The organism is Sulfurimonas sp. (assembly GCF_026988655.1).
In the GTDB taxonomy this organism is placed as follows: Bacteria; Campylobacterota; Campylobacteria; order Campylobacterales; family Sulfurimonadaceae; genus Sulfurimonas.
The window spans coordinates 1-20522 of the sequence record NZ_JALSKT010000084.1; the positions used below are offsets into that span (position 1 = coordinate 1).

24 protein-coding genes are annotated in these 20522 nt (G+C 32.4%); 6 read left to right on the forward strand and 18 right to left on the reverse strand.

The genetic code is table 11. The features are described from left to right. A partial coding sequence (locus tag MV052_RS09665; RefSeq protein ID WP_297443816.1) for a murein transglycosylase A occupies nucleotides 1–1092 on the reverse strand: 1092 nt, incomplete at its 3' end. An 86-nt stretch (nucleotides 1093–1178) separates the two neighbouring features. Between MV052_RS09665 and dnaJ the strand changes: the two genes are divergently transcribed. The 6 genes from dnaJ to MV052_RS09695 all read left to right on the forward strand — a co-directional run bounded on the left by dnaJ (nucleotide 1179) and on the right by MV052_RS09695 (nucleotide 7324). Then, nucleotides 1179–2306 carry a molecular chaperone DnaJ gene (gene dnaJ / locus MV052_RS09670; RefSeq protein WP_297443818.1) on the forward strand — a complete coding sequence of 376 codons (1128 nt, stop codon included), beginning with the start codon at nucleotides 1179–1181 and terminating at the stop codon, nucleotides 2304–2306. 2 nt (nucleotides 2307–2308) lie between these two features. Then, the gene (locus MV052_RS09675) at nucleotides 2309–2905 is read left to right on the forward strand and encodes a class II aldolase and adducin N-terminal domain-containing protein (RefSeq protein ID WP_297443820.1); all 597 of its coding nucleotides are present in this window, start codon (nucleotides 2309–2311) and stop codon (nucleotides 2903–2905) included. A 156-nt stretch (nucleotides 2906–3061) separates the two neighbouring features. Beyond that, entirely contained in the window at nucleotides 3062–4528 is a 1467-nt protein-coding gene (locus MV052_RS09680) for a peptidylprolyl isomerase (protein ID WP_297443822.1), read from the forward strand. 1 nt (nucleotide 4529) lies between these two features. Next, nucleotides 4530–5885, forward strand: coding sequence for a cell division protein FtsA (gene ftsA / locus MV052_RS09685; RefSeq protein WP_297443824.1), 1356 nt, complete (start codon nucleotides 4530–4532; stop codon nucleotides 5883–5885). Nucleotides 5886–5897: 12 nt separating this feature from the next. Further along, complete coding sequence (gene ftsZ, locus MV052_RS09690) at nucleotides 5898–7016, forward strand: cell division protein FtsZ (protein ID WP_297443827.1); 1119 nt, start codon at nucleotides 5898–5900, stop codon at nucleotides 7014–7016. Nucleotides 7017–7042: 26 nt separating this feature from the next. Further along, nucleotides 7043–7324, forward strand: coding sequence for a J domain-containing protein (locus MV052_RS09695; protein WP_297443829.1), 282 nt, complete (start codon nucleotides 7043–7045; stop codon nucleotides 7322–7324). Nucleotides 7325–7333: 9 nt separating this feature from the next. On the opposite strand, the gene MV052_RS09700 is transcribed toward MV052_RS09695, so the two are convergent. From MV052_RS09700 to MV052_RS09775, 17 genes are all read right to left on the reverse strand, one after another. Beyond that, nucleotides 7334–8293: a hypothetical protein gene (locus MV052_RS09700; protein WP_297443831.1), complete on the reverse strand. Its 960-nt coding sequence runs from the start codon at nucleotides 8291–8293 to the stop codon at nucleotides 7334–7336. Beyond that, nucleotides 8284–8946: an ABC transporter ATP-binding protein gene (locus tag MV052_RS09705; RefSeq protein ID WP_297443832.1), complete on the reverse strand. Its 663-nt coding sequence runs from the start codon at nucleotides 8944–8946 to the stop codon at nucleotides 8284–8286. The genes MV052_RS09700 and MV052_RS09705 overlap by 10 nt, the downstream gene beginning before the upstream one ends. Continuing rightward, entirely contained in the window at nucleotides 8943–10112 is a 1170-nt protein-coding gene (locus MV052_RS09710) for an FtsX-like permease family protein (RefSeq protein WP_297443834.1), read from the reverse strand. Before MV052_RS09710 ends, MV052_RS09705 begins: the two co-directional genes overlap by 4 nt. Then, nucleotides 10109–10306: a hypothetical protein gene (locus MV052_RS09715; RefSeq protein WP_297443836.1), complete on the reverse strand. Its 198-nt coding sequence runs from the start codon at nucleotides 10304–10306 to the stop codon at nucleotides 10109–10111. Before MV052_RS09715 ends, MV052_RS09710 begins: the two co-directional genes overlap by 4 nt. Continuing rightward, nucleotides 10299–10967 (reverse strand): nitrous oxide reductase accessory protein NosL, encoded by a 669-nt coding sequence (locus MV052_RS09720; RefSeq protein ID WP_297443838.1) that lies wholly within the window; start codon nucleotides 10965–10967, stop codon nucleotides 10299–10301. Before MV052_RS09720 ends, MV052_RS09715 begins: the two co-directional genes overlap by 8 nt. Before the next feature lie 69 nt (nucleotides 10968–11036). Further along, nucleotides 11037–11522, reverse strand: a complete 486-nt coding sequence (locus MV052_RS09725; RefSeq protein ID WP_297443840.1) for a DUF4149 domain-containing protein — start codon at nucleotides 11520–11522, stop codon at nucleotides 11037–11039. Nucleotides 11523–11532: 10 nt separating this feature from the next. After that, on the reverse strand, nucleotides 11533–12360 hold the full coding sequence (prmC, locus tag MV052_RS09730) for a peptide chain release factor N(5)-glutamine methyltransferase (RefSeq protein WP_297443842.1): 828 nt from the start codon (nucleotides 12358–12360) through the stop codon (nucleotides 11533–11535). Continuing rightward, nucleotides 12342–13601 carry a M48 family metallopeptidase gene (locus tag MV052_RS09735; protein ID WP_297443844.1) on the reverse strand — a complete coding sequence of 420 codons (1260 nt, stop codon included), beginning with the start codon at nucleotides 13599–13601 and terminating at the stop codon, nucleotides 12342–12344. The genes prmC and MV052_RS09735 overlap by 19 nt, the downstream gene beginning before the upstream one ends. Nucleotides 13602–13643: 42 nt before the next feature. After that, on the reverse strand, nucleotides 13644–13853 hold the full coding sequence (locus MV052_RS09740) for a hypothetical protein (RefSeq protein ID WP_297443846.1): 210 nt from the start codon (nucleotides 13851–13853) through the stop codon (nucleotides 13644–13646). Between the two features lie 114 nt (nucleotides 13854–13967). Next, on the reverse strand, nucleotides 13968–14258 hold the full coding sequence (locus MV052_RS09745; protein WP_297443848.1) for a Dabb family protein: 291 nt from the start codon (nucleotides 14256–14258) through the stop codon (nucleotides 13968–13970). Between the two features lie 250 nt (nucleotides 14259–14508). Continuing rightward, nucleotides 14509–15195: an SLC13 family permease gene (locus MV052_RS10345; protein WP_366089413.1), complete on the reverse strand. Its 687-nt coding sequence runs from the start codon at nucleotides 15193–15195 to the stop codon at nucleotides 14509–14511. After that, a complete protein-coding gene (locus MV052_RS10350) occupies nucleotides 15134–15610 on the reverse strand; it encodes an SLC13 family permease (RefSeq protein WP_366089414.1) in 477 nt (158 codons plus the stop codon). The genes MV052_RS10345 and MV052_RS10350 overlap by 62 nt, the downstream gene beginning before the upstream one ends. A gap of 9 nt (nucleotides 15611–15619) precedes the next feature. Then, a complete protein-coding gene (locus tag MV052_RS09755; RefSeq protein ID WP_297443850.1) occupies nucleotides 15620–16507 on the reverse strand; it encodes an NAD(P)H-dependent glycerol-3-phosphate dehydrogenase in 888 nt (295 codons plus the stop codon). After that, the gene (locus MV052_RS09760) at nucleotides 16479–17198 is read right to left on the reverse strand and encodes an NAD-binding protein (RefSeq protein WP_297443852.1); all 720 of its coding nucleotides are present in this window, start codon (nucleotides 17196–17198) and stop codon (nucleotides 16479–16481) included. Before MV052_RS09760 ends, MV052_RS09755 begins: the two co-directional genes overlap by 29 nt. After that, nucleotides 17191–18753 (reverse strand): ion transporter, encoded by a 1563-nt coding sequence (locus MV052_RS09765; protein WP_297443854.1) that lies wholly within the window; start codon nucleotides 18751–18753, stop codon nucleotides 17191–17193. The genes MV052_RS09760 and MV052_RS09765 overlap by 8 nt, the downstream gene beginning before the upstream one ends. 5 nt (nucleotides 18754–18758) lie before the next feature. After that, complete coding sequence (gatB, locus tag MV052_RS09770; protein WP_297443856.1) at nucleotides 18759–20189, reverse strand: Asp-tRNA(Asn)/Glu-tRNA(Gln) amidotransferase subunit GatB; 1431 nt, start codon at nucleotides 20187–20189, stop codon at nucleotides 18759–18761. Between the two features lie 62 nt (nucleotides 20190–20251). Next, nucleotides 20252–20515 carry a hypothetical protein gene (locus MV052_RS09775; protein ID WP_297443858.1) on the reverse strand — a complete coding sequence of 88 codons (264 nt, stop codon included), beginning with the start codon at nucleotides 20513–20515 and terminating at the stop codon, nucleotides 20252–20254. Between the last annotated feature and the right edge of the window lie 7 nt (nucleotides 20516–20522).

A 20522-nucleotide genomic window follows, 5' to 3' on the forward strand; every position in this document is an offset into this window, starting at 1 on the left:
TTTTCTTTTATTTTTTGGTAGTAGTATCCATAATTTAAGTGGTGCTTTAAGGCTACCCGCCACTTTAAGAGCTTCTTTCCCTCTTCCTGCAAAATAATCAGCACGAGTAGCACCTTTTATAGCGCCTCCCGTATCTTGAGCAAATACTATCTTTTTTATATTTGTACTCTTATCTACTGCGTTTACAAAAAGCATACTGCCTAGGGGAATATACTTTCTATCCACTGCAACAGAACGTTTCGGTGTCAACTCTAATCCTAAAGCTCCAGTTGCTCCTTGATTTCTTTTTTGAAAAAAAACCATTGCATCATTATAATTCAGCACTTCATCAATCTTTTGTGGATGAGCATCTAACCATTTTACTATACTTTGCAAAGATATATTTTCTAGAGCTATATTACCGTTTTTTACTAAATATTTGCCAATAGATTTATACTTATGTCCATTTTGGTTTGCATATCCAACAAACATTGTTGCATTATCATCTAAGAGAACTTTTCCTGATCCTTGTACTTCAAGGAAGAATCTATCAATTTTTGAATCACAATAGCAAATTACTGAAGCGTTCACATCCCCTTTTTTTATCTCTTGCCTTGAAGGATATGGGATAAGTTTATTTCCATCTAAACGACCTCGTAATCTATAATGTTGTAATTCTGGATACAGTGAAGAGAGATCAACGCTTATTAAATCTTTAGGCGTTTCATATAGTGGATATGGATACCTTTCAGTTTCTACTAAAGAAGCATGGATTAAAGGTTCATAATAACCTGTCAGCATACCAGTATCACTTTCATCTTCATTATATATTTGATAAGGAGTAAAATTCTTAAGAATAAAGCCTTTAGCATCTACTACACTTGATGCTTGACTACAAAGATCAGCATATAATTTTTTTGTTTTGTTTGCTTGGCAACTATTTGTAAAGTTTTTTAAAACTTCTGTAAAGTTGTCATCTTCAACTTCAGGGAGTTCACTAAATGAACTCTCAACTAAATATGTCTCAGATAAATCACTAAAAAGTATCTTAGGTTCTTTAGCACAGCCATAAAAAAGTAGCAAAATTACAAATAAAATAATATTAGTTTTCATAAACGCAAGTATAACATCAAATTATTTATTTTTAAACTATAAAATGGGTATAATTTCAAAAAAATTTTCAATAGGATTTTATTATTATGGAAGACTTAAGCTATTATGAAATTTTAGAAGTGTCACAAGGTGCAGATAAGACAACTATTAAAAAAGCTTACAGAAAAATGGCAAAGCTTTATCATCCAGATAAAAATGCCGGCGATAAAGAAGCTGAACATAAATTTAAGCTTGTTAATGAAGCATACCAATGTTTAAGTGATGACCAACAAAGAAGTATCTATGATCAGTATGGTAAAGAGGGTCTACAAAACATGGGTGGTGGAAGATCCCGTTCTTCTGGATTTGATGACTTAGGTTCAATGTTTGAAGAGATGTTTGGTGGTGGTTTTGGTGGAGGTGGTAGATCAAGACGGCAAAATCCTGCAGACATGGACAAATATCCATTAGATATCAATGTAGAAATGTACATAAATTTTAACGAAGCAATTTTTGGCTGCGAAAAAGAGATAGAATATACATATAAAAAAGCTTGTCAAAAGTGTAAAGGTACAGGTGCAAAAGATGGTAAACTAGCAACCTGTCCACAGTGTAAGGGACAAGGTCAAGTTTATATGAAACAAGGCTTTATGACATTTTCTCAAACCTGTCCTGCATGTAATGGTACTGGAACCACTGCAGCTGATCCATGTAAGAGTTGTCGTGGAAAAGGATATGAAGAAGTACGCGAGAAAGTTACTATTTCTGTTCCAAAAGGTATTGACACTGGCAACCGTTTAAGAGTTTCAGGAAAAGGAAACATTGGTAAGAAAGGTCATCGTGGTGACTTATATGTTACTTTTGAGGTTAAACCAGACAAACATTTTATCAGAGATGAAAACGATGTTTATATTGAAATTCCTGTATTTTTCACACAGGCCATCAAAGGAGATACACTAACGATTCCATCACTAACAGGTGAGTTAGAATTAAAACTTGATGTAGGAACAAAAGACAAACAAAGATTTACTTTTAGAGGTGAAGGGATCGAGGATGTTCATGGACATGGGAAAGGTAACTTGATCGCAGTTGTTAACCTACAGTATCCAAAAAGCTTAAATAGTGAACAAATTGAACTACTCGACAAATTACAAGATTCTTTTGGTATTGAGTCAACACCGCATGAAGGTATACTGGATTCTGTTATAGATAAAATGAAAAACTGGTTTAAATAACTATGAACAAAGGGCATTTAAAAAGACAGCTTTCTAGTCTTTCCCTTTCTATGTTCAGAAAGGATTTTTTTGGTATCTATCACGGTTCAATTTCGGCAAAAACTGAATCAAGCCGATTTATTATAAATAGCAAAGAAGCTATCTTTGATGCCATAGATGATAAAAGTATAATTGAGCTTTTTTACAAAAGAGATTATCGTTGGAACCAAGCGAGTATTGATGCCAAAATTCATCAAAATATTTATGCAGAAATTTCTGAAGCAAAATACATATGTTTTACAATGCCACAATTTACAACAGCCTATTCAATCAATCATAACATCATCACACCTCAAGACTACTTTGGCCATAAGGAACTAGGTTCAATCGAAATATATAACCCAAAACAGTTTGAAGATTGGTATGACCGAGCACAAAGTGAAATTACAAAATATTTTCAAACAAAAAAAACAAATATTATTGTTATTCGTGGATATGGTGTTTATTCCTATAGCAGAGATTTACATGAGATGGCAAAAAAATTAGCTATATTAGAAAAGAGTTGTCGTCTACTTATGTTAAGTAGTGAAAATGCAAACAGTTCTTTTGATTTCGATTAAAGCTCTTTTATTACTAACACAAACACCGTTCAACTTCAGTTATTCAATTTCTTCATTCTTTATAGTCAAATTCTAACATTACAAAGCATCTTTATTAAGTTTAAAGGGGAATTTACATAGAATTAGATAAATTTCTTTTAGAAGGTTTATTTTACTATGATTACATGGATGCAAAGACATAAGAAGTATCTTATTGTTACGATATGGATATCAACAATCGCTTTTATCGGAGCTGGTTTTGTAGGTTGGGGACAGTACAGCTATGGTGATAAAGCAGGTGCAATTGCTAAAGTTGGTAACATTGAAATTTCTCAAGGGGAGTTACAAAAATCTTATTCTCGTTTATATGCACAATATAACAAAGTATTTCAAGGAAACTTTGACGAAGAAAAAGCAAAACAGTTTGGTTTGCAAAAACAAGCATTACAACAGTTAGTACAAGAAGCACTTATTTTAAATCTTGCAAAATCTTATGATCTCATCATAACAGATGAAGAGATGATTAATGTTATCAAATTACAAAAAGCTTTTTACAAAGATGGTGTTTTTGATAAAGCTACATACAAGCAAGTACTCTCACAAAATAGGCTAACAGCAAAAGAGTATGAAAGTGAATTAAAAAAAGAGCTCCTTATCCAAAAAACACTTAGCTTACTTCCAGGAGAGGTATCCAAAAACGAGAAAAATATCGTTATGAGTATGCTTAGTATTGCTGATAAAATTAACTACAAAGTTCTCACTCTTGATGATGTAAAAGTAGATACTTCTGATGCAAAACTCAAAGAGTTTTGGAAAAACACAAAAAACAACTACAAAACAGAAATCGCTTACTCTATAAAATATATCAAACAAGAACCTGTACATAAAACATACGATCAAAATAAAATTGCACAATATTACCAAGATAACCGTACACACTTCAAAGCTCAAGATGGAAAAATTCTTCCACTTGAAGAAGCTAAGACAGAAGTTATTAAAGAACTTGATAAAAAAGCAACAAAAGATCAATCTTTGAGAACATATATCGCATTTAAAAAAGACAAGCTCCCTCAAGACGTAAAAGTTCAAACTGCAACAATTTCAAAATCAAACAACCCTTTTACAGAAGCAGTTTTAACAGGTGTAGCAAAACTTTCTCATGTCAAACCTTATATGAAACCTGTAGAAGTAAATGGCGTCTATTATATTGTTTCTCTCGTACAAACAATACCATCACAAGTAAAAGATTTTGAACAAGCAAAAGCAGATGTTTTACCTCTTTATATTCAAGAGATGAAACAACAAGCACTTCTTCAAACTGCAAATAGTTCTGTAGATACTTTTACAGGTACAACATCTGATTTTATCAATGTAAACGCAGTAGATAAACTTACAGGACTTTCTAAAGTTGAAGCAGCTGATTTTTTACAAAAATTGTTTGTTAGTGACAAGAAAAAAGCTTATATAACTTTAAATGATGGAAAAATTGTTTTATATAACATATTGGAACAAAAAATGCTAGCTAACACTAACATGAAAATAGGTGAAGAAATCACCAAACTAAAAAGTGCTATGTTCAATGAAGGGTTGATAAAAACCCTTCAAGAAAAGTACAAAACTGAGATATTTGTCAAAGGACTCTAAATTGAGTAGAACTGTTTTAGCCATAGATATTGGCTCAACAAAAATTTGCGCAATAACAGCCGAAATAGCTAATGATAATTCTATCTCCATTACAGGAGCAGGAACAACAAAAGCACAAGGCTTAAAAAAAGGAAGTATAACTAACATCGAGTTAGCTTCACGTAGTATTAGAACTGCTGTGGAAGATGCAAAAAGAGTATCTGGCAGTAGTATAACATCTGCTATAGTTTCTATGTCTGGAGCCTACACTAAAAGTTTAAATTCTAATGGTATTGTCAATATACAAAGCAAAGAAATTTCTCTTGATGAAATTAAACGTGTTATGCATACATCGCTTTACAATGCAAACATTCCAAATGAGTATGAAGTATTACATGCCCTTCCTTACAATTTCAAGGTAGATGACCAAGACTATATTGAAGACCCACTTGGAATGAATGCTTCGCGATTAGAAGTAGAAACGCATATCATAACAACTCAAAAATCTAACCTTAACAATCTCAAAAAAGCTGTTAAAGGTGCTGGTATCGATGTTGAAAATGTTGTTCTTAATTCTTACGCTTCAGCTATTGCTACACTCAATGAAGATGAAAAAGAACTTGGAGCCGCTGTTATTGACATGGGTGGGAATACAAGCAATATAGCAATTTATTCAGGTAATTCTATTCGTTACAATGAATATCTTGGCGTAGGCTCAAACCACGTTACAAGTGACCTTTCTATGGCTCTGCACACGCCACTCAATGTTGCGGACAAAGTAAAGCTAACCTATGGCTCACTTTTAACACCGAGTAATGAACTTATAGAGCTTCCTATAATTGGGGATGAGAACACTACCCATGAAGTATCTTTGGAAGTTGTTCATAATGTTATCTTTGCAAGGGTAGAAGAAACCTTAATGATACTTGCTCAGTTTATTGAAAATAGTGGTCTTAAAGAACAAATTGGAGCTGGGATTGTTTTAACAGGTGGTTTTTCAAAAATGGACGGCATAAGAGATTTAGCGATTGCTACATTTGGCTCAATGCCTGTACGTTTAGCTAAACCACTTGAGATGAATGGACTTTTTGACTCTTTACGAGATCCTGAGTATTCAAGTGCGGTGGGACTCATTATGTATTCAGCTTGTGCATATACGCCATATGAAATTGACGTTAATAAGAGAGTACGACACACGAATGAAACACCAACGGCTCAAAGTAATGTGGACTTTATCAGTACTCCTGATATTCCAATTGCACCTTCAGAAGAAGTACCACAAGCAAAGATGCTTAACTTGGAAGAGAAAAAAGAGACTAAGAGTGATGAAGCAAATAGCTTTAATAAATTTTGGAACTGGGCAACCCAGCTATTTTAAAGGAGTAAAGTAATGGAACCATTTGTAGTAGAAGAATCACACAACCCTAACGGTGCAAGAATTATAGCTGTCGGCGTTGGTGGCGGCGGCGGCAATATGATTGGACATATGATAAATGAAAATGTAACAGGCATTGAAATGATGCTTATCAATACAGATGCGCAGGTATTGAATGAGACAAGTGCAGCTTCAAAAATCCAAATCGGTGCAAAACTCACTAAAGGTCTTGGTGCAGGAATGAAGCCAAGTATTGGTAAAGATTCTGCACTTGAGAACTATGATGAAATCAGAGAAGCACTTGAAGGTGCTGACATAGTATTTATCTCTGCTGGTCTTGGTGGTGGAACTGGAACTGGTGCTGCACCAGTTGTTGCTCAAATTGCTAAAGAAGTTGGAGCACTTACAATCTCTGTAGTAACAAAACCATTTATGTTTGAAGGACGTAAACGTCTTAAACTTGCAGAAACTGGGCTAGAAGAACTAAAAAAAGAGAGTGATTCAATCGTTGTTATACCAAATGACAAACTTCTTTCTATCATTGATCGTAAACTCGGAATGAAAGAGAGTTTTAAAATAGTTGACAGTGTTTTAGCTCAAGCCGTTAGCGGAACATCTGGTGTTATTCTTTCAAGTGGAGACAATGATATCAACCTTGACTTTGCCGATTTACAAACTGTTATGAGTCATAAGGGTATGGCACTTATGGGCGTTGGCGAACATGAGGGTGAAAATGCCGCTTATGAAGCTATCAAAGCAGCTATTGAATCTCCACTACTTGATAATATGTCAATCAATGGTGCAATGGGTGTTCTTGTACATTTTAGTATGCATCCTGACTTTCCAATGATGGAGCTTGCAGAAGCAATGGATGTCGTACATGAAAGTGCACATGATGAAGCTGAAGTAATTTGGGGGACTTCTACAAACCCTAATCTTGCGCAAGACTATGTTAAGATCACTATTGTAGCAACAGGATTTGAACAAGAGTTATCTAATAATGAAGATTTTGTTCCTGAGACTCCAATAGAATCTGCACCTCAAGTAAAACTTCGTCCTCGTTTAGTTGTAGGGGGAGAACTTGATGGTGACTATCTTGATATTCCTGCTTATATGAGACACCAACAAGACTAAACTCCTTGAGCTCCTTTTCCAAAGTCATGAAAGCCAAGTCACTTCTTGGCCTACGTGAAAAAACTTCTCTTAAAGAAATCAAAAATAAATATAAAAATTTAATGAAAAAATGGCATCCAGATAAACATAGTGATAACTATGAACAAGCGACACAAATGAGTATGGAAATTAATGATGCCTATCAAACTATCTTAGACTACTGTAACTCTTTTGAATACCCTTTAGATGAAGAGAGTGTTAAAAAGTCTACCTACACACCAGCTGAGTGGTGGAATGACAAATTTGGCACAAAAAAAGACACTATCTAAAGGGCACTTCTAAAGAAAAACTCCATTTTCATAGTAATATCTCAGAGGATAGTAACTTACAAGAAGAAGGTAAATAAAGTTAAAAACCAAAGAAAGTTTATACTTTTCATTCAAATCTTTCTCACTAAAATCTATGAAACCTACAATCAAGCCCTCAAATGTTCCTATAAAAAGTGTAAGATATAAAATATATCCAATATAATGATACTCTTTTTGTAAAAAACAAAAGGGACAATGATGCGTCGGCAATTCATAAATATATGTTCCAAAAAATGCAATAAGAGTCACTAAAGCACTAATTATAAAAAATAAATTAAATAGTGCAAAAAGGTATTTATTCTTCAAAAAATACATTGCCATCATCAACAAATATATACCATAAAATATTGACAATAAAAATACTGGCTTAATATTAAGAAGTTTTGAAAGATAGCTTCCATCTGTTGTAGAAAAGATAGCACCACAACAATCAACAACACTATTAACATCAATGGAATAAAACATCAAATTTTGTAAAAATATTTCTGTTAAAAGTAATACAAAAGCAATAGTAAAAATAAAAAATTTCGTTTTGAGATACTTTTGTTCTTCGCTTTTCATATCTTCATGATGTAATACAATCCAAAAAGAAAAAAGGTAAAGATTTACTATCTTGAGCATTAGTAACCTCGTACCATATTCTGTTGCATTAACCACCCCTGCCCCACACATGGCACCTGGTAAAATCGTAGCTATTTTGTCTAGAGTAAATATAAAAAACACAAAAAGAGGAATTTTGACATACAAAATAAACTTGATTATAGTGGCGACTAGATAGCTCTGCATTTGCATTTGGTACTGTTTAGGCGTTGTAAGCACAGGATTATATTTTAAGAGAATTTTCACACTAAAATAAAAAGCAATAATTGCAAAAATCAGAATCACTGCGTTTAAGATAGTAATAGTTAAAACTTCAGGCGTTAAGAGCACAATACTTTTCCATTATGAACTTCTACAACTCTGTCAACAATATCCAAATCAAAAAAGAGAGGATCATGTGTTGCTAAGATTATAGTTGTATTGGAAGATTTTAGTTTTTTAATATTTTCAATAAATTCTATTGAAAGTTTTTCATCTAAATTTGCCGTTGGTTCATCTGCCAAAATTATTTTTGGCTCATTAATATTTGCTCGAGCAATAGCCGTTCTTTGTTGCTCACCACCAGAGAGATTTTTTACAAGACTCTCTTTTTTATGTGCTATATTAAATAGAGTAAGTACACGTTCAAGTTTACTGAGTAATCTTTTTTCATCTAAATTTTCAGGGATAAGGGGCATAATAATATTATCTAATACACTTAATGTTGGAATCAAATTATATCTTTGGAAAATAAATCCAATATTCTCACGTCGATAATCACTACAAAAATGATCAGCTAACTTTGAAATATGTTTACCATCAACAATAACCTCCCCACTAGTAGGTTTCAATAATCCAGCAATAAGTGAAAGAATGGTACTTTTTCCACTACCACTTACACCTTTTAAAACAACAAATTCACCCTCTTTAAATTCCAAGCTAACATTATCAAGCGCTTTACTCTCAGTGTGGTATATTTTACTAATATTTTTGAGTTTTATCATCGCATCACCTCGTCTGCATCAAGAGTAGCCACCTTCCACGATGGAATAATAGTCGCCGCAATATAAATAGGAACACTCAGTAAAAAAAGCATAACCAAGGTTTCAATATCAAACACAAAAGGCAAATGTATATTTTTAGCATCACTGTAATTTAAAAATATATTTTTTAAAAGCGGTGCATGCAAAAGATATACATATGCAAGAGCGATAATAACACCTAAAAGATAGGAAAGCAATGAAACAATCAAAGCCTCATAAAACCTTGCTCTGAGCACATTTTCTATCTTCCATCCTATTGCTTTAAGTATCCCTATCTCTTTTTTCTCTTCACTGCTTAGTCCACTAGCTTTGTCATATATTATAATAAAAAAAGTAAGAAGAGTAATACTAAAAAGTATCAAAAAAATAGAACTTGTCTTGTTAAACCTATCTTCAAGAGTAACAAATAACTCTTCTTTCGTCATAATCTTGGCATTAGGGAACATATTTTGTAACTTATACTTAATAGAAGATATCTCTTTAGGATTTTCAACACGCACAATAAGGTCAGTTGCTTCACTGCGTTTAAAGCCAAATATTTCCCTCAGCTTCTTTTTTGTAAGAACTATCATGTCATTACTCTCGAGCTGCGTTTGAGCATTAAATAAGCCAGCTATAGAGAGCTTGAGCAGACTTCCATCGGGCTTGATAAAATTAAAGTAATCCCTATAATATGCTTTATCTAAAATTTGCTTTACTCCAGCACCTACAAGGATAGAAGAATCATTGAAATCATTATTTTCTATGACTTTATTTAAAGTACTATTATATTGATTTTCAAATGCATCAACCCCTATGAGTAAAAACTTTACATTTTCTTGTGAAAAATTATATGTTCCCCATACCCGAGAAACTGCATCACTTACACCATTAATATTTAAAATATCATCAACAACAGATTCATCTATCGTTGTATCTTTTCCTGCTTTTTGATTTGTTATAACAATATCTGCGAGTGAGTCATTTACTGCGTTTAGCTCATACCTTAAAGAACTTTGCAAAAATAAAAAGCTTCCTAGTAAAGCTGTTAGTAGTGTAAGCACAAAGAGAACAAATATATTTTTTGCTTTATACCGTAACAAATAATTGACAGAATATTCTAAAAGATAAAAATTGATTTTTTTCATGAACGTAACTTAATAGTATTATCTTCTATGGCCATTGTAAGATTCGTAGAGTTAGTAAATTTTACAAAATTATTTTTCATTCTAAGCGCCTTATCATTAGGAGCATATACTGCGTTTAGAAATATAATTTCAAACATAAAGAAAAAAAAGAGAAAAACAAAAGAGTAAAGGAGATAAATACTTTTTTTATTCATCAAGTTCATAAACTTCATCAGGAGTAATTTCACTAAATTTTACTATTTTTTTACCTCTATGGTCAAGTAAAAAGTGCTTTGCTGAACGCTCATCCTTAAAAGCTATAAATTCATTTCCCATTGGTCCATATACATCACTACCTACAACAAAATAAGCTTCTTTTGCATTGATTGTTTTTTGTGTATAGTACTCTTGCACTAAAATATCTTTAACATTCTCTTTATGTTCAAAATAATATTTCATCAAATCTTTGATTCCATCAAAAGAGACATTTTTATCTTTATATTCAATACGTGCTACCCATCTTGGATATTTATATAAAAACATACCACACACCGGACATTTATCTTCTTTAGTCACTTCCAATTTTGGGTATCTTTTAGCTTTGTTATCATTTTTTTTGACTTCCCAAAGATATAAGCCCAATGCATCTGCATATCTTGAATTTAAAGTACCACATACATTTTTTTGTTTAAGATCTTTTTCTAATGAATCATAGTTTTTATAATGAGTGAGATTCAGATTAGGACATTTTTTCTTGTATATTTTCTCACCTATCAAATAGAGTTTTTTTTCTTTCATAGCAGCTGAGTAGTTTGGATATGCAAAAAGAGAAGTTATCATTACAAAAAAGAGTGTTGAAAATTTGAAAAAAGACATTTACCTACCTTCCATATTTTAGTAGATAAATAGTAGCGAAATAGTGTTAATTTAGTGTTAAAAGAGGGCTTATTTTGAAGGAACTCTCAATATCAACAACCTTCGAATAAAAAGCACTAAAAGAGCCACAGCCAATACTTTAAAATCAATCTCACTTGCTATATGAATATTTTCAAAAGTATCACTTTGTGTCGCTTCTACGCCTATAGCCTGCATAGATAATATTTTAGGCACATAAACACTACTAAAAAGCAGTGATGTAAATATCACAATCACAGCTGCACCAAAACTAATCGCATCCCGCTGACCCATTTTATATGCTGCAGCTTCATACACAGCTACAAAGATAGCAAGAAAATAGATCCAGTAAGCAAAGCGTCGAAAAATTTCACCCATAATGATACCTGCATTATAATGGTCAATCAGTAAATTCACAGTAATGATATCTGTATGAAAAACTACTGGAGCCACAATAGCACCCAAGACCATTACTGCACCAAAACTTGCTGCTAATAATATAAAATATGCAAAATCTAAATATATATTTTTTTTCAATGTATAACCTTTATAATTCTAATGTAAATCCACGATCAAAATTGCTGTAATCTTTGTAAAAATCTAGGCTCTTAAAATCTGTTTTGTTTAGATAATCTTGTATTCTATCTTTTTGATCATAACCCATCTCACAACTAAAAAACTTAATTTTTTGCTTTAAGACTTCATCAAGTAGTTGTTTAATTAATTCATCTCCAATTTCACCGCCAAAAAGTGCATTTTGCGGTTCATAAGAGAGATTAGTTTCTAATGAAACTCCATTCTCAATATAGGGAGGATTTGAGACAAGATAGTCTATATCCTCATCTATAGGTTCAAGTAAAGAACCTAAACGCAGCTCTATTCTCTCTTGAAGTCCAAATCTTTCAATATTTATCTGAGCCACTTTAAGTGCCTCTTTAGAGATATCAACTGCAATAAACTTAGCATTTGCAAAATGTTTAGCCAGTAAAATGGAGATGATACCACTCCCTACGCCAACCTCTACAAAAGTAAACGCAGTATCTTTATCTTTTACTCTTTTAATAACCTCATCTATAAGCAACTCAGTTTCTGGACGGGGGATAAGTGCTCCCTTATCTATATAAAACTCTTCACTGTAAAAACTTACACTCTTTGTTATATATTCAAGTGGTTCGTTTGCCGAACGTCTTTGTACCCATTCAAAAAGTTTATCCACATCAACTAACTCTTTTTCTTGGTTTGTAATAAGCCAAAGTTCATCTACATTCAAATAAGCCATCAAAAGAAGCTGAGCTTCTCTTGGTGCTCTTTGTATATCACCTAGCATCTTCGTAATTTTAAGAAGAAGCTCTTTAACTAAATATCTATGTTGCATTGACTCTCAGTGCCACTTTTTTCTATGTACCCAATATCTACACCTAACTCTTTTAGTCTCTCTATCACAGGAGGATGTGTATAGTGAAAAAAGATATATAAAGGGTGAGACAATGGAAAACTTTTGTTTTCTTGCACAAGTTTTTGTAAAGCATTAGCAAGTTCTATCTCACCTGCAGCGCCACCAAGTTCACTCCCCATTTTATCCGCAGCATACTCATTTCTGCGACTTATTATTCCCATTATTGGCATCATTACAAAACCTAAAACAGGCATAAAAAGCATCAACAATATCATGACGACATAGGGCTGATTAGAAAGACCTAACTCAAGATATAAACTTTGAGGAAGGTTTCCAAAAATTGCAAACATAACAAAAAGCATACCTCCAACCAATGCAATATTTTTATAAATATCCCCATGAGCAAAATGACCCAGCTCATGACCTAAAACTGCCAATAGTTCTTTTGTTGTCAGTTTTTGGATGAGTGTATCAAACAAAACGACTCTTTTAGCTTTTCCAAATCCACCAAAATATGCATTTAATCTTGCATCACGCTTACTCGCATCACTTACAAAAACACCACTACTTACAAACCCTGTAGCGTCCATAAGTCTTTTGATTTCACTATCGAGCTCTTTATCTTCAAGTGGTGTTAACTTATCAAAGAATGTTGCACGAAATGCTGGATACAACATATTTATCAATATAACAATTGCAAATATAAATAAGAAACTCCAAAGCCACCATAATGTAAAACTTACAATAATTTCATAAACACCCCAGACAACTAAGCTACCTAGAAACAGTGTCATTACAAATGTAATCAATGTATCTTTTATCCATTGTGCAAGTGTTGATTTGTTGAAGCCATATTTTGTATCTATAACAAATTTTTCATAATAAGTAAAAGGTAAGGATATAAAATAATTTATTAGTACAAAACTCATCACTATCATTATATTCATCATCATTGGATCTTCTAAAGTATAAAAATAAGAATCTAAAAATCTAATTCCTACACCCATCCACGCGATAAAAAGTAAGTAATCAATAAATGTATGAGCAATTGTAAGCTTTTCTTTGTCTACAGCATAATTTGCCGCTTTTAAAAAATCTGCGGCATTCAATAAAACCGGAGTTTTTCTTTTTATTTGGTTAATATAACCTATTTGCATCACACTTGTATATATCATTATAAGTACATATAAAGTGTATATGCCTACTACTGTCATCAACATTTTTTTGACCTTCTTTGTATTTTAAATTATTATATCAAAGAGTTACTGAAGTGGTATGCTTTTACTTGATGGCACTACTGTAATTTTATCTTTAACTTTGATACTGTCATCTGTATTTCCATATACGTTATATGCTATAACGTACGCTACACCGATTAAAAGTCCAACTATTACTACCGTCCAAACGATAGTTTTCTTTTCACCTTTTAATGTATCATAATCACCAATATCTTCTAATTTAGGCTCTGCCATAATCTAATCCTTGTATTTAATATCGTTTGAAGTTTATCACAAATTAATATAAGTTTAGTGAAGATATTTAAGCTAATTTGACGATTTAAGTCTGTTTTTCATTTTATTTTATCGTCAAATATGATAATCAACAACTTTTGATTCTACAGTTACTTCCTTTATCAAAGTAACAACTTTTAAATGTTCTTCATGTGTTGCATAAATTTTCAAATCTTCTTCGTTCTCAAAAGTAGAATAAAGAGATAAGTCCATTGCTCTTTGTGCTTCATTAAAATTAACACCTACCTCTATACTTTTTAAGATATCAATCTTTGCTGACAAAGCTTCAAGTGCAATTTTTACTTTTTCTATATTTAAAGCTTTATCTTCATCTTTAAATTTAAACATTACTATATGTACAACCATTATTCTCGCCTTTTTAAAAATTGTGCAATTTTATCAAATATTTGATTGTTTTTAGGTAAACTCTTTTTTATGAAAGAACTATATGGCGTTGGAATACTCTTTTTTTATTTTTTAAAATGGCCTATCGTACTAGGATATATTTATCTCTTAACACATTGCTACAGACACAACTACATATTAGATATTTTATGGGTCTATTCTCTCGTATTAATATTTAAAGATTTTTATATGTTTTACAAAAAGAAAAAAATTAAATAATCCCTTTCCAAAAATACTCAGCTATCATTACAATAAAAAATATACCTAACAAATTCAATACTATCCCATAACGAAGCATATCTTTTATATTTACCACTCCACTGCTCATCGCTATTGCGTTTGGAGGTGTCGCAATTGGTAACATAAAAGCATAACTAGCACACAAAGTTGCAACCATCATAAAGAGTGTTGTATCTATTCCTGACTTTTGTGCTACAGAATAAATTACCGGTAACATAATTGAAATAAGAGCCGTATTAGAAGTAATCTCAGTGGTAAAAGTAATGAGTATCGCAACACTAAAAAGCAGTAGAATTGGCGACATATTTGTCATAGAAAGAAGATATATTGCTATCTCTTCTGCCAAGCCTGTTTGACTAAAATCCTTCGCGATGGAAAAACCTGCCCCAAATAAAAATATAATGGCAAACGGAATTTTCATACTATCTTCTTGCCATTGCAGTATATTAAATGGTGGCATAAATAGAACAAGTCCAAAAGCAAGTAAAATACCGCTTTCACTTAATCCTAATCCTTCCCAATAGGGTCTAATAGGAGCATTTACAAAAAGAAGTACAATTAAGCCAAACATCAAATACATTACTTTTTTTTGCTTGTTATCTAGCCCTTGAGTATGATTTTGACTGAGAACTGTAAGATTTTGTACCCCTATACTCATTTGAGAGTATGGAGCTTAATAAGCCTGATGTTATAGCTAAAGAGAAGATAATACCTCGTGGCGTTGATGGAAACAAGGCTAAAAGTTTGTGTGCGATGTGTATATGCAGTTTCGTTTTTTCTACTGCGATTGCTAATAAAAAGCCACCCAAAAAAAGATAAATAATAGGATGGGCATAATTCACTGTAGTTGCTTTAGTGTTGAGGATACCAAATGCTGGAAAAAGCACTATGGGGAGCAAAGAGACTACGCCTAAAGGCAAAGCTTCATTTGTCCACAATGTTACTAACAAAGCTATCAATCCAAGTAATTCACTTTGTACTGCATTAAATGCTAAAGTAGCTACAAAATATGTAGCCAAGCCAATCGCCAACGCAATAAAAATCTTAAAAAACTGTTCTTTGCCCTGTAGCACATATGCCCCTTAGTTTGTCAATAAGTCACGTAAACTTTCTCTAGGATTTTTTCCTTCAAGTGTCAAATACACTTCTCTTGCTATAGGAAGATAGAGACTGTTTTTTATTGAGATATCATGCAATGCATACGCTGTACCGATACCCTCAGCAACTTCACCTAGCACTTCTATAATCTCTTCTTGTGTTTGCCCCTTAGCCAGTCCAAGCCCAACTCTAAAGTTTCTACTCATAGTTGAAGAAGCTGTTAAGAACAAATCTCCCGCACCACTTAAACCAAGAAAACTCTCTGCTTGTGCTCCATAACTTAGACCAAAACGCTGCATCTCAACCAAACCACGAGAAATTAAGGCTGCTGCAGCATTATTTCCAAGCTCAAGACCATTACAAATTCCAGCAGCTATCGCTATAACATTTTTATATGCACCTGAGATTTCAGCTCCGATAACATCATTTGAAGTATACGTTTTTATAAAAGATGGAAAAAGTGCTGCAAACTCTTGGGCAAGTTCTTGGTTTAAAGAGTTTACTACAAGAGCAGTCGGTAAAGATTTTTGTACTTCTGTTGCAAAAGAAGGACCTGAAAGAAATACTATATTTTCACTTGGTACATACTTTTCATATATTTCATTTAAAAACATTCCACTCTTTGCTTCAATTCCTTTAGCAGCGACAAGAATTTTTTGATTTTTAAATACAAAATTTTCTTCGAGCCAAGAAGATACTTGTTGTGCAGGAACCGTTACAACAAGATACTCACACTCTAAAATCTCTTCAAGTGAAACAAAATTATCGAGTTCACGTACTCTCCTCGAGGTAATAACAACATCATTTTTCTCACTTAAGGCGAATGCTAATGCACTCCCCCACTTACCAGCTCCAATTACTCCAATTGACATATCGCTCACTCCTTATTAACTTTTCAAATTCTTGAATATCTCTTTCATATCCTACAATTACTAACACATCACCTTCTTTAATGATATGACGTTTTGCCTTAGAAGAATATATAAACTCACTTTTCATATTTTCATGCATGACTGAGAGAACAATTATTCCATTGTATCTTGTCCAATCTATACTTTTTAATTTTTCATCCTTGAATTTACTTTCATTACTGATACGAATCTGAGCAATTTTTAAAGCGCTCTCTTCATACAATATACTATGTAAGACTTTATTTGAAATTGGTTTTTCTAGCATATTTGCAATAATATCTGAGGTAGTCTCAACCAAAGGAATGACTTTATTTGCACCAGCCATTTTAAGCTTGTTTGCACTTTCATTATTTGAAGAGACTGCAATAATACTCAACTCCTTAAACGCAGCTCTAAGGGAAATAGTTAAAAATATATTTTTCGATGTATCTTCTAAAACACAAAAGGCTATGGATGAATTAATATCAACATCTTTTTCAATGAGTTGCCACTCATCGCTCAAATCAAATGATTCAAGCTCGTATGCACCCTCTCCCAAATCATTTTCATCCATTGTATAAACTTTTATCTTTGTGTAGCTATCTTGTAAATTTGTTACAATCTCTTGTGCATATTTATTGTGACCAAATATCAAAGCTGTCGTTTTACGCATTCTTGACCTTTGTATATAAATATTTTTCAAACTCTTTTATAAAAACATGATAACCAATGACCAAAAGATAATCACCTACTTCTAATAATGTTGAATCTAATGGATTAAAGTAAAACCTATCTTTATCCGTTTTATATACACCAAGTAAAACAACTCTGTACTCTTTGTTCACTAAACTACCAATAGTTGGAAAATTATCCACTATTCTTTGCGTAATTCCAAGTTCATCAATAGAAACTTCGGAGTCTTCACTTCTAAGTTCATGAATAACTTCAAATGCAACAGGCTTACCTACTAGTTCTTTTGTTATAAGACCTATAAGCTCTTGGGGATATACAAGCTTGTCTATACCGGCAAATTCTAGTTTTTTTCGATTAGAATCATTCATAAGAAGAGAAAGAATAAACACCTCTTTATGTAGAGAACGGATTGTTAGAGTAGTATAAACATTTTCAACATCATTTTCATTTAAACATAAAATAGCTTTTACCTGTTTTGTAATATCAATATCAAGCTTCTTGTAACTAGCAACAATCCCAGGATCATAATTCAAAGCAGTAAAACCATCCTGTTTAGCCTGATTTACCTTTTGTATATCCGCATCTAAGACAATGATAGAATACTCCTTTAAAAAAAGCTTTTTAGCAACTTCACTCGCTACACGCTCATACCCACAAATAAGATAAACCTTTTTCAGTTTAGAAATATTTTCAATCGTTTTTGCTTCTATGATTTCATCTAGTTTTTCCGTAAAAGCAGAAACAAACAATGAAGTGGTAAAAGCTAAAACGGCAACACCAGTGCCAATAACAATAATAGCAACAAAACGTCCCTCATTTGATGTTGGAGTAATGTCCCCATAACCTACTGTTGAAATTGTCACTATAGACCAATAGAATGCTTCAAACAGGGTGTTTATAGGAGAGTCATTCCTATTTGCTTCCATTACATAAATCAAAACTGATGAGATAAAAATTATGATTGAAGCAAAAATACCAAGCGTTAAAAATTCAAACTTTTTTGTAGCTAATACAGAAAAGAGAATTTGAAAACTTTTTGCATATCGAAATATCTTAAAAACACGAAAAATTATAAATATACGAAGTAAACGCAGCTCATGAAAAAATGGCATAATTGCTAACAAGTCTATTATTGCTTGTGGGGAAAGTATATAAGAAAGTTTTACTTTTGCTACATTTCTAAAGGCTTTTTGAAGATTTACATCACGAAAAAGGAAAGTATCATGTTCCGCTCTTGCAATGATAATCTTAGTCACACTACTATTTACCCAAAGACGAAGTAAGTACTCTATCAAAAAAATGATAGAGATAACATAGTTACTAAAAAATCGAAGATAATCATTAACAGGATATTTAACTTCTCGAATCAAAACAGCTACACTAGTAAAAATGAGAGCCATCATAAATAAATCTAGATATTTTTTATATTTATATTTCTCATTTTCTAGTATATTATAAAAAAATGTTTTAAAAGTTTGATATTTTTTTGATGTATTTAAAAAATACGCAAAATCTAATATCCAGGCTTTTAGCACAATATTTAGCCTAATTTAGCTTTTAAAATTTCGTTTACAACTTGAGGATTTGCACTTCCTTTACTTGCTTTCATCACTTGACCAACAAAAAAACCAAAAAGTTTTTCTTTTCCACCTTGGTATTGTGTAACTTTTTCAGGATTTGCACTAATAATTTCATTACAAATCGCCTCAATAGCTCCTGTATCTGTTACTTGCTTCAAGCCAAGTGTATCAATAGCATCATCAACAGTAACTTCTTCATTTTCCATCAAGTAGTCAAGTACCTCTTTTGCAGCTTTTCCACTGATAGTTTTATCATCAATTCTTTTGACTAAGAAACCAAGTTTTACTGCGTTTACAGGAGAGTTAGAAAGATTTATCTCACCTTTTAAACGTCCTAGAAGTTCTACAGTTAACCATGTAGTTGCAGTTTTTGCTGTGACTGGTTCTTCTTCTATCATCGTTTCAAAAAAGTTAGCCATCTCCACAGCAGAAGTTATAACGGCTGCATTGTATTCAGTCATACCGTATTCTTTAACAAAACGATCTTTCTTCTCGTCTGGTAATTCTGGAATTTTTGTATATTTTTGCATCATCTCATCTGTTACAACACATTTGAGTAAATCTGGCTCCGGAAAGTATCTATAATCAGCCGCTTCTTCTTTTCCACGCATAGAACGGGTTTCTTGTTTTACCTGATCAAAAAGACGAGTCTCTTGACAAATCTCATCATCATAAACACCATCTTCCCATGCTTCAGTTTGACGAGCTACTTCAAGTTCAATTGCACGTTGAATGAACTTAAATGAATTGATATTTTTAATTTCTACACGAGTATAAAGCTTTTCATCTCCTTTTGGACGGATAGAAACATTTACATCAACCCTAAAACTTCCCTCTTGCATATTTGCATCACCAATATCCAAATAACGGATAATAGAATGAAGTTTTTTAAGATATAAAATTGCTTCATCAGCACTTCTCATATCTGGTTCTGAGACTATTTCAAGCAAAGGTGTTCCCGCACGATTCAAATCTACTTTAGAAATATCTCCATCATGAATATTTTTTCCTGCATCGGCTTCAATATGAGCACGATTTACACGGATAATTTTATTGCTTCCATCTTCAAAATCAATTTGAAGTTTTCCATGTTCAACTATTGGTGTATAGAGTTGCGTTATTTGATATGCTGTAGGAGAATCGGGATAAAAGTATGATTTTCTATCAAAATATGAAATTCTATTTACTCTTGCTTCAAGTGCAGTTCCAAGCATGATAGATTTATGTACAACCTCTTTGTTAAGCACAGGCAAAGCGCCAGGTAAAGCTAAACACGTGGGACAAGTATTTGTATTTTGTTTATGATTAAAACTCGTTGCACATGAACAAAAAAGTTTTGATTTCGTATTTAATTGTACATGGACTTCAAGACCGATAACTACTTCAAACATAGATTTCCTTATAAAAATAAATTAATTACTTCTATTTTAGCTGATTTATGCTTTAAAAGATGTTATTTAGTATGTTTCGCGTAGATTTTTTCTAAAAGTTTTGTCTGCTTTTTTGCTTCAGCAAGTCTTTTTTTATTCACTTCAAAAGCGTCTAAAAGAAGGATAAGAAAGAGGGAAGAGATAACATAAATAAGAGTAGAAAATATTGCAAGAGCAATTCCTAAACTAATAAATAGTTTAAATGTAAGAAGAGCACCAAAAAGCACAATAGCCCATGATGCTCCAAGCAAAAAGCTTATGAGTCTATCATAAATATCTTTTTGCATGGAAGTA